The sequence below is a fragment of the Albidovulum sp. genome (assembly GCF_041919395.1).
Lineage (GTDB): Bacteria > Pseudomonadota > Alphaproteobacteria > Rhodobacterales > Rhodobacteraceae > Albidovulum.
In genome coordinates this window covers 1-9,024 of sequence record NZ_JAYRTX010000114.1, presented here as the reverse complement: position 1 = coordinate 9,024, position 9,024 = coordinate 1, and the positions used below count along the sequence as shown (strand labels likewise).

General features: G+C 69.0%; 8 protein-coding genes and 1 pseudogene. 1 reads left to right on the top strand and 8 read right to left on the bottom strand.

Annotation, left to right across the window (positions count from 1 at the left end):
* From ACMUOO_RS15240 to ACMUOO_RS15215, 6 genes and pseudogenes are all read right to left on the bottom strand, one after another.
* A pseudogene (locus tag ACMUOO_RS15240) lies at positions 1 to 157 on the bottom strand (segregation/condensation protein A); the annotation flags it as partial.
* Positions 150 to 1,169 carry a glycoside hydrolase family 3 N-terminal domain-containing protein gene (locus ACMUOO_RS15235; RefSeq protein ID WP_413855687.1) on the bottom strand — a complete coding sequence of 340 codons (1,020 nt, stop codon included), beginning with the start codon at positions 1,167 to 1,169 and terminating at the stop codon, positions 150 to 152. The pseudogene ACMUOO_RS15240 and the gene ACMUOO_RS15235, both read right to left, overlap by 8 nt.
* Positions 1,166 to 2,218: an SPOR domain-containing protein gene (locus tag ACMUOO_RS15230; RefSeq protein ID WP_301918024.1), complete on the bottom strand. Its 1,053-nt coding sequence runs from the start codon at positions 2,216 to 2,218 to the stop codon at positions 1,166 to 1,168. The genes ACMUOO_RS15235 and ACMUOO_RS15230 overlap by 4 nt, the downstream gene beginning before the upstream one ends.
* An 84-nt stretch (positions 2,219 to 2,302) precedes the next feature.
* The gene (gene argS / locus ACMUOO_RS15225) at positions 2,303 to 4,045 is read right to left on the bottom strand and encodes an arginine--tRNA ligase (protein ID WP_301918055.1); all 1,743 of its coding nucleotides are present in this window, start codon (positions 4,043 to 4,045) and stop codon (positions 2,303 to 2,305) included.
* Between the two features lie 66 nt (positions 4,046 to 4,111).
* The gene (locus ACMUOO_RS15220) at positions 4,112 to 5,944 is read right to left on the bottom strand and encodes a cation:proton antiporter (RefSeq protein WP_301918023.1); all 1,833 of its coding nucleotides are present in this window, start codon (positions 5,942 to 5,944) and stop codon (positions 4,112 to 4,114) included.
* Between the two features lie 107 nt (positions 5,945 to 6,051).
* Positions 6,052 to 7,254: a deoxyguanosinetriphosphate triphosphohydrolase gene (locus ACMUOO_RS15215; protein ID WP_301918022.1), complete on the bottom strand. Its 1,203-nt coding sequence runs from the start codon at positions 7,252 to 7,254 to the stop codon at positions 6,052 to 6,054.
* Positions 7,255 to 7,337: 83 nt separating this feature from the next.
* Between ACMUOO_RS15215 and ACMUOO_RS15210 the strand changes: the two genes are divergently transcribed.
* Positions 7,338 to 7,664: a HesB/IscA family protein gene (locus ACMUOO_RS15210; RefSeq protein WP_301918054.1), complete on the top strand. Its 327-nt coding sequence runs from the start codon at positions 7,338 to 7,340 to the stop codon at positions 7,662 to 7,664.
* A 3-nt stretch (positions 7,665 to 7,667) separates the two neighbouring features.
* On the opposite strand, the gene ACMUOO_RS15205 is transcribed toward ACMUOO_RS15210, so the two are convergent.
* Together ACMUOO_RS15205 and ACMUOO_RS15200 are read right to left on the bottom strand one after the other, a co-directional pair.
* Entirely contained in the window at positions 7,668 to 7,868 is a 201-nt protein-coding gene (locus ACMUOO_RS15205; protein WP_301918021.1) for a hypothetical protein, read from the bottom strand.
* 5 nt (positions 7,869 to 7,873) lie between these two features.
* Positions 7,874 to 9,024: hypothetical protein (locus ACMUOO_RS15200; protein ID WP_413855686.1), on the bottom strand; the 1,151-nt coding region annotated here is incomplete at its 5' end.

The window sequence follows — 9,024 nt, the reverse complement described above, 5'->3', positions numbered from 1 at the left end:
CCGAGATCCTGCGCAGGTCCACCTTCTGGGTGCGCGACAGCATGAGCAGAAGGTCGAGCGGCCCCTCGAAACCGTCGACATCGACGATCAGCGACTCGGCCGCGAGGCGCTCGGTCACGCTGACCGTATCTTCCTGAAAGCCGTCCGCCTCAGACATCCGCAACGCTTCCTGCCAGCGCCTCAAATTCGGCCGCGAGCCGGTCGGTGTCAATGGCACCCGGCGCACGGCGCGCCGCCAGCGCCGCTTCGGCGCGGGCGGCGGCGGCCGGCAAGAGCCGGCCGGCGGCGGCCACGACGGCCGCCATCTCCCTCCGGCGCCCGTTGCAGTGGAGCGCGACGTCGCACCCCGCCGCGATGGCGCCCGCGGCACGCTCGCCAAGCGAGCCCGAGAGTGCCTCCATCGAGAGGTCGTCGGTCAGGAGAAGCCCGCCGAAGCCGATCCTATCGCGGATCACGCCGATCAGCGCCGGCGAGAGCGTCGCCGGGCGGTCCGGGTCGAAGGCGTCGAACACGACATGGGCGGTCATCGCGACCGGCAGGTCGGCCAGCGCGCGGAAGGGCGCGAAATCCGTTGCCTCAAGTGTCGCGGCATCGGCGGTGGTGCGCGGAAGGTAGAGGTGGCTGTCCACCACCGCCCGGCCGTGCCCCGGCAGGTGCTTCAGCACCGGCAGGACACCGCCCGAAAGCAGCCCGTCGGCCGCGGCCCGCGCGGCTTGCGCCACACTGGCCGGGTCGGTTCCGAAGCAGCGGTTCCGCAGGAAGGGATGGGTATCGGGACCGGCGAGGTCGGCGGAGGGCGCGCAGTCGCCGTCGATTCCCACCGCGCGCAGTTCCGCCGCGATCAGCCGGTAGCGCAGCCAGAGACCCCGTGCCCGCGCGTCCGGTGAAAGCCGCGCGACCTCGTCCAGGGGCGGACGCCATTCGCGCCAGTGCGGCGCGCGCAGGCGCTGCACCCGCCCCCCCTCCTGATCGACGAAGACGGGCGCATCACGGCCGACGGCCGCGCGGAGGTCCGCCGTCAGGCGCCGGAGCTGCTCGGGCGTCTCGACATTGCGGGCGAAGAGGATGAACCCCAGGGGGTCGGCCTCCCGGAAGAAGGCGGCCTCGTCGGCCGTGAGTACCCTTCCTTCGCAGCCAAGGATCGCGGCCGCGGCGGCAAGGGCCATCAGCGCACCGCCGTGGGCACGCACTCCGCACCCTCGGCCTTGAATGCGGCGCAGAAGCGGCGGGCCTCCTCAAGGTCTGCGAAACCCTCGACACGAAGCCGGTAGAAGGTCTCGCCACCGCTGACGGCCGACTCGATCACCCGCCGCTTGCCGTCCATCAGCGCCCCGAACCGGGCCGCCGTCCTGTCCCATTCGAGCCGCGCCTGCGCCTCGTCGGGGTAGGCGCCGATCTGGACGAGCCGGGTGCCCTCGGCCAGCGTGCTGGCGGTCACGTCGAGCGGGCCCGGCGCAGGCGCGCCGAGCGCTTCGGCGACGGCGGCGGCCGCCGCTTCGGCAATCGCGTCGTAGGGCACGGCTTCGCCTCCGGCACTCGCGCCCACGGGCCGCGAGGCCGGGCGCAAGGACTGCGCGACGCCGGGCACGTCGGCGGGGATCGCGTCGACCGACGCCGCCGGCATCGCGGGATCCTCCGTCCCGGCCCCGTCGGCGTCCGCCGCGATCGTGTCGGTCAGGCCATCAGGCAGCGGTTCGGCCGGCGTCAGGGACGCCAGCACCGGTGCCTCCTCGCCCGTGCCGGGCAGGAGCGGCCGGGCCGCGGATTCCGTGGCGTCGGCGGGCGTCATCTCCGGCACCGCAGGCTGGGCCGGTGCCGTGTTCTCGGCCGAGGCAGCGAGCGCGCCCATCGGCTGATCCTCCGCGGTCAGATCGTCGGCCCGCGGCGCAAGCGTCAGGCGGTCCGCCGGGCCGCCGGCGGTGCCGTCGGCGGCGATCTCGTTCACCGCCATGCCCTGATAGGACGCCAGTTCGCCGCCCGGATTCTCGGGGGCCGTCCGCGCGGGACCCTCGAGGGCCTGGATCACCGGCACGCCGCGCACATCGCGGACGGCGAGGTCGTAGGCCCAGACGCCCAGCCCGACGATCAGTGCGACCGAAGTCAGCGCCCCGGCGCCGCGCACCCACGTCTGCCCTTGCGGGCCTCGCAGCGTCGCGGCAGGCCTTTGCCCGGGATGGACACCGAAGGTGCCGAACTCGTCATAGTCAGCGTCCGCCATGCTCTGCCTCGCTCGCGGCGCAGGCCGGTGTTCCGGCTCTGTCCGTCCTTGCCTGTGAGGCCCCGGGGCGGCGGCGCGCCTTCGTCAGCGCATCTCTTCCGCAGGGGTCACGCCAAGGATACCAAGACCGGCGGAAATGACAACGCCTGCGGCCCGCGCCAGCGCGATTTTCGCCTGCGAGACGGCTGTGTCGTCCTGGATGAATCGCAGGGCCGTGTCCTCGTTGCCGCGATTCCAGAGCGCGTGGAGGTCGGAGGCGAGCTCGTAGAGGTAGAAGGCGATGCGGTGCGGCTCCTGCCCGCGCGCGGCGATCTCGACGAGACGCGGCCATTCGGCGACCTTCTTCGCCAGCGAGAATTCCGCCTCGTGCGCGAGAGGCCCGAGGTCCGCGCGGGCGAGCGTGGCATCTGTCGCCACGATCCCCGCCTCGGTCGCCTTGCGGACGACCGAGCAGACGCGGGCATGGGCATACTGCACATAGAAGACCGGGTTGTCCTTCGACTGTTCCAGAACCCTGTCGAAATCGAAGTCGAGCGCCGCGTCGTTCTTGCGCGTCAGCATGACGAAGCGGGTCACGTCTGCGCCCGCCCGGTCCACGACATCGCGGAGGGTGACGAAGGTCCCTGCCCGTTTCGACATCTTGAACGGCTCGCCGTTCTTGAAGAGCTTGACGAGCTGGATGAGCTTCACGTCCAGGGGCACCCGCCCGTTGGAAAGCGCCGAGACCACGGCCTTCAGCCGCTTCACATAGCCACCGTGGTCGGCGCCGAGGATGTCGATCAACTGGTCGAAGCCGCGACTGACCTTGTCCCAGTGATAGGCGATGTCGGGCGCGAAGTAGGTCCAGGACCCGTCGGACTTCTTCACCGGCCGGTCGACGTCGTCGCCATGTGCGGTCGAGCGGAAAAGCGTCTGCTCGCGCTCCTCCCAGTCCTCGGGCAGTTTGCCCTTCGGCGGCTCCAGCGTGCCTTCGTAGATGAGCCCCATGCCGCGCAGGGTTTCGATCGCTTCCTCGATCTTGCCCGAGGCGGTGATCGCCTTTTCCGACGTGAAGACATCCATCTTGACGCCGAGAAGCGCGAGATCCTCGCGGATCATCTGCATCATCGCCGCAGTGGCGAAGTCGCGCACTGGGGCCAGCCAGTCCCCCTCGGGAAGGTTCAGCAGCCGGTCGCCGAATTCCGCCTTCAGGGCCTCGCCCACCGGGATCAGGTAGTCGCCGGGATAGAGACCCTCGGCGATCTCGGGCGAAAGCCCGTGCGCCTCGCGGTAGCGCTCGAAGGCCGACCGGGCGAGCACGTCGACCTGCGCCCCGCCGTCGTTGATGTAGTATTCGCGCGTGACCTCATGGCCCGCGAAATCGAGAAGCGCGGCCAGCGCATCGCCGAAGACCGCTCCGCGCGTGTGGCCGACATGCATGGGCCCGGTGGGGTTGGCCGAGACGAATTCGACGTTGACCTTCACGCCCCGCCCGATGTCCGAGCGGCCGAAATCCCGGCCCTCGGCCAGGGCAGCACGGACGACGGCACGCCAGTTCTCGGGGGAAAGGCGGAGGTTCAGGAACCCCGGCCCCGCCACCTCGGCCGAGACGATGCGCGGGTCGCCGGCCAGCCGCGCGGCCAGCCCTTCGGCGATCGCGCGGGGCGGCTGGCCGGCGGGCTTGGCCAGCACCATCGCGGCGTTCGTCGCCATGTCGCCATGCGCGGCATCGCGCGGCGGCTCGACCGCCACGGCGCCCATGTCGAGCCCGGCAGGCAGCGCGCCCGAAGCCACCATGTCGTCGAGGCTGGCCACGACCAGCGCCCGGATCTCCGCAAAAAGGTTCATCTTCATCTATCCCTGACGTAGGCTCGGCAATGCCAGAGGCCGCCCGCGCCGTCAATGCCGAGGCCTTCAGGCGGCAGGCGCCGCCTCTTCGGTCGCGGCACCCGGCGGCAGCAGGGAAAGCAGGCGGTGTCCCGCCGCCACTTCGGGGTCTTTCTCGCCGCCGAGGAGTTTCAGCGTACCCTTCGGCCCGATCGAGCCCAGAAGCACCGCATCGGGCCGCTTGGCGCGCCAGTCCGCCATCCCGAACGTGTCGCTCAGCTTCGTCGTGCGGAAAGTCCAGCCATCGGCCATGAGGCTGTCGAGATCGTCCCAGGTGCGGCCCTTTGCGAAGGGGCGTCCCCCAAGCTGGGTCGGCAACGCATGGCGCGACTTCTCCGCCTTCGCTCGTCCGATCTGCCAGGTCCGGTCGCGGCCGAATTCCGGTGCGAAGTCAGTGGCGACGAGGGTGTTGTAGGCGTCGTTGTCGGTCGCGGCCAGAAGCGTCTCGTAGCTCAGCAACTCCACCTGATGCTCGGCCGCCTCCGACAGGATGTCGCCGTAGAAGGTGCGGATGCCGAGCGCGCGGGGCCGGATCAGATGGGCGTGGTTCGGGTCCGAGATCAGCACCTCGACGCCGGCCTTCTTCAGCGCCTCGGCCAACCCCGTGGTGAAACGCGAGCCGCCCACCAGCAGCACCCCCGGCGCCTCGGCCGCGCTGAGCCCGAGCCAGCGCGAGAGCGGCGCGAAGGTGAAGCCGTGCAGGACCACCGTGAAGGTGACGAGCGCGAAGGCCAGGGGCGCGACCAGATCGCCGTCCACCACCCCGGCATCGGCAAGACGCGTGCCGAAGAGCCCCGCGACTGCGACCAGCACCACGCCCCTCGGCCCGGTCAGCGCGATCAGCAGCCGTTCGTTGTGCGGCAGATCGGTCCCGACCAAAGACAGAAGCACCGTCAGCGGACGCGCGATCATCACGACGGCCAGAACGAAAACGACCGTGCGCCAACTGAGCTTCTCGACCATCGCGAAATCGAGGGACGCGGCAAGCAGGATGAAGACGCCGGATACCAGCAGGATCGTCGCATGTTCCTTGAACCGGCGCAGTTCGACAAAGCTCGGCAGGTCGGAATTGGCGATGACGAGGCCCATGACGGTGACCGCAAGCAGGCCGCTTTCGTGCAGGACCGTATCGGCCAGCGCGAAGCACGCGATCAGCGCCACGAAGAGGACCGGCACCTTCATGAATTCCGGCACCCGGTTGCGCCAGAAGGCGCGGGAAATGGCAAAGCCCGCCGCCAGCCCGATGATCGCCGCGACGGCGACGCCGAAGGCAACGGTCCAGAGCGCATGGCCAAGCAGTTCCGAGGTGCGCAAAGCCAGCACCACCTCAAGCGCCAGGACCGCCGCCAGCGCGCCGATGGGATCGTTGACGATCGCCTCCCACTGCAGGAGTTGCGCGGGGCGGCGGGCGAGCCGCGCCTGGCGCAGCAGCGGCGCGATGACGGTGGGGCCGGTCACCACCATGATGCCGCCGAAGACGGTCGCGGATTCCCAGCCGAGCCCGGCGCCGTAGCGCAAGGTCAGCGTGGACACAAGCCAGCCGAGCGGCGCGCCGATGACGACCAGCCGCCGCACACCATGCCGCGCGTCGCGCAATTCGTGGAAATCGAGCGTCAGCCCGCCCTCGAACAGGATGACGGCCACGGCCAGCGAGATCAGCGGCCTGGTCAGCGGCCCGATGTCGCGCGCCGGGTCGAAAAGGCCGAGGACCGGCCCGACCAGGATACCCGCCGCCAGCATCAGGACGATGGCCGGAAGCCGCAAACGCCAGGCGAGCCACTGGCTGCCGACGCCCAGCCCCCCCACCACCGCGAAAGCCATGATCGGGCTCATCGCGCCCGAAGTTTCCGCTATCGCCATCGCACTGCCCTATACAGACCGGGTGAGTCCACCATCGACCGTGATGTTGTTCCCGGTCATATAGCCTGCGTCGACCGAGGCAAGGAAGGCCAGCGCGACCTTGTCCGTCATTCCGGACCTCTCGCCTCGGTGCGTTCGAACAGGCGCTCGTGTTCCTGAATGGCGAAGCGGTCGGTCATGCCGGCCACGTAGTCGAGGACGACCCGTGCAAGCTCGGTCCGGTCCCGCGCTCTCGCCACGTCCTCGCGCCACTCCGCCGGCAGGAGCGCGGGGTCGTTGAGGAAGAGCGGGAAAAGCTCGTCGATCATCCGTGTCACCCGCTGGCGTTCCGCCACCACCGAGGGGGCGCGGTACATCCGGGTGAAGAGGAAGGCCTTGATCGCCTTGAGGTTCTGGTAGAGCGGCTTGGAGAAGCGGATGATCGGTCCGTCCATCGCCCGGATCTCAGCCGCCGACTTCGGGCTGGAGGTCTGCAGCCGCGTGCGGGCCACCGCGATCACGTCCTCGACCATGGCGCCGAAGACGCGGCGCAGCGCCTCGTGCCGGCGGCGCGAGGGGTCGAGGCCGGGATGGAGCCGGTCCACCTCGGCGAAGGCCGGACCGGTGACCGGAAGGCCCATCAGGTCGGCCTCTGAAAAGAGTCCGGCGCGCAGCCCGTCGTGGAGGTCGTGGTGGTTGTAGGCGACGTCGTCTGCGATGGCCGCCACCTGCGCCTCGGCCGAGGCGAAGGTCTGGAGATCGAGGTCGAAGCCGTCGTTGAACTCCTTCAGCGCATAGGGCAGCAGCGCGGGGTCGCCCACCGCATGGGAGCCGGAAGCCTTCGGCCCGATCACCGGGCCGTTGTGCTTGGCGATCCCTTCGAGCGTCTCCCAGGTCAGGTTCAACCCGTCGAAGTCGGCGTAATGGCGTTCCAGCTTCGTCACGATGCGGATGGCCTGGGCGTTGTGGTCGAAGCCGCCGTAGGGCGCCATGAGGTCCGCGAGCGCATCCTCGCCGGTGTGGCCGAAGGGCGGATGGCCGAGGTCGTGGGCGAGCGCCACCGCCTCGGCAAGGTCGGTGTTGAGCCCGAGATGGCCGGCGATCGTGCGCGCGACCTGCGCCACCTCGATCGTGTGGGTGAGGCGGGTGCGGTAGTAGTCGCCCTCGTGCTCCACGAAGACCTGGGTCTTGTGCTTCAGCCTGCGGAACGCGCTGGAATGGATGATCCGGTCGCGGTCCCGCTGGAAGGGCGTGCGGAAGGTGGACATCGCTTCGGGGAACTGCCGGCCGCGGCTTTCCTCGGGGTGGCAGGCATAGGGGGCGAGAGTCATCGGGGCCCGTTCTTGTCGCGTCGCTCCCCGGTCATATATGATGAAGCGGACGGAATTGACATAAGGCGCTTGCAGCCATGGACCTGACGCTTCCCCCGAAAGTGACCGACCGCGCCTTCGCGCGGCTGGCGGAGATCAACGCCGCGACCGGGGACGCGAAGGCGCTGCGCGTCGCGGTCGAGGGGGGCGGCTGTTCGGGCTTCCAGTACGACATAAGGTTCGACGAGCCTGCGGCGGACGATCTGGTGATCGAACGCGGCGGGCAGAAGGTGCTGATCGACTCCGTCTCGCTGCCCTTCCTGTCGAACGCCGTCATAGACTTTTCCGAGGAACTGATCGGCGCGCGGTTCGTGATCGACAACCCGAACGCCTCCTCGTCCTGCGGCTGCGGGACCAGCTTTTCGATCTGAACGTCAGCCCGGGGCGACAAGCGTTCCGCAGGCGCAGCCGGAAACGGCACCGCTGCCGCAACTGGCCGAGGCGCCGCAGCATTGCAGCCCGTTGGCCATGGTGCAGCAGCACGTCTGGGCCGTCTCGCAGGCCGGAGGCCGGTCCTGCGCAGGCGCCGGCGCGGGGACAAGCGTGAGGACGAGAAACGCGAATAGCCGGGTCATGTCAGTCATCCTTGCGGATCGCGATGGTGATAGGCCGCGGTGAGCATGAGATAGACGAAGAAGTCGCGCACCAGTGGGCGCTGTTCCTCGGGATACTTCAGCAAGAGATCGTAGGTACCTGGAACTCCTTCGTAAAAGAAGGTCCTGAGCGTATCGCGCCAGATGAAGTAGCCGACATGGTCCACGATCTTCCAGAACTTGCCGTCCTGCAGCGACTGCGGGTCGCTGTTCTCGACGAAGGACAGGTTCTGCCAGTCCTTCTGGTAGCTTTCGAAGAGCTGGCCCTTTGCGGCGATCTCGACATAGCCCGCGTCGAGCCGTTCGTAGAAGACGAGGATCGAGGTCGCCTTCGCCGGCACGCCATTCTCGCAACGGGCCTTGAAGACGATCTTGAAGAGCCAGAGTTCGCCCTCCCCGCCCTGCGGCGGTCCGTTCGCCCCGATCGGGATCGGCCGGATGAAATAGGTCGAGAAAAGCATGAAATCGTCCTTGCCCAGCGTCTCGCTTATCTCGGATGCGATGGAAACATCGGCGCCAAGCCGCACCTCGACCAGGCCGCCGGCATTGGCCTTGGCCGAAAAGCCCCCGCCGTATTTCAGGATGCCGACGTCCTTCAGTTCCACCCCGCAGCGCTTGGTGACGGAGAGACGGGCGTCGGAAAGGCGTGACAGCGTCGCGGCCAGTCCCGACATGCTTTCGCCGAAGCGGCGGTGGAAGGAACCGTCGAGATGGAAGGAGAACACCCGCTTCGCGGAGGCCAGATCGACGATCTTCAGGGGCGCGAGTCCATCGGCATCGGCGCCCGCGGACTGGCGCTTGCCGCAAAGGGTCAGGTAGCTGTCGGCAGGTTGCGTCAGGGTGCCGCCGGGAAGGTAGGCCTTCACCGGGAACGGCTGGCAGACGGCGTCCTTCGCGGCCGCGAGCGCCTCGCCCTCGAGACGCGACCGGATCAGGGGGTCGCGCCTCAGCCCGGCATAGGCCGCGGTGGCCGCCCGCACCGCCGGGTCGCCGGACGGCGCGATGGCATAGCCCCAGAAGGCGGAGATATCGTAGCGGCACCTGCCGTCCGTGCAGAAATCCTCCGCATTCCCCGGACAGGCATCGGCGGCGCGGCAGATCATCGCCTTCGCGTAGGAATCCGCGAAGATGTACGAGG

What these genes read in the sequence shown, in the direction of transcription:
- ACMUOO_RS15230 (WP_301918024.1), bottom strand. Translation starts at nt 2,218, where the DNA reads ATGGCGGACGCTGACTATGACGAGTTCGGCACCTTCGGTGTCCATCCC.
- argS (WP_301918055.1), bottom strand. Translation starts at nt 4,045, where the DNA reads ATGAACCTTTTTGCGGAGATCCGGGCGCTGGTCGTGGCCAGCCTCGAC.
- ACMUOO_RS15220 (WP_301918023.1), bottom strand. Translation starts at nt 5,944, where the DNA reads ATGGCGATAGCGGAAACTTCGGGCGCGATGAGCCCGATCATGGCTTTC.
- ACMUOO_RS15215 (WP_301918022.1), bottom strand. Translation starts at nt 7,254, where the DNA reads ATGACTCTCGCCCCCTATGCCTGCCACCCCGAGGAAAGCCGCGGCCGG.
- ACMUOO_RS15205 (WP_301918021.1), bottom strand. Translation starts at nt 7,868, where the DNA reads ATGACCCGGCTATTCGCGTTTCTCGTCCTCACGCTTGTCCCCGCGCCG.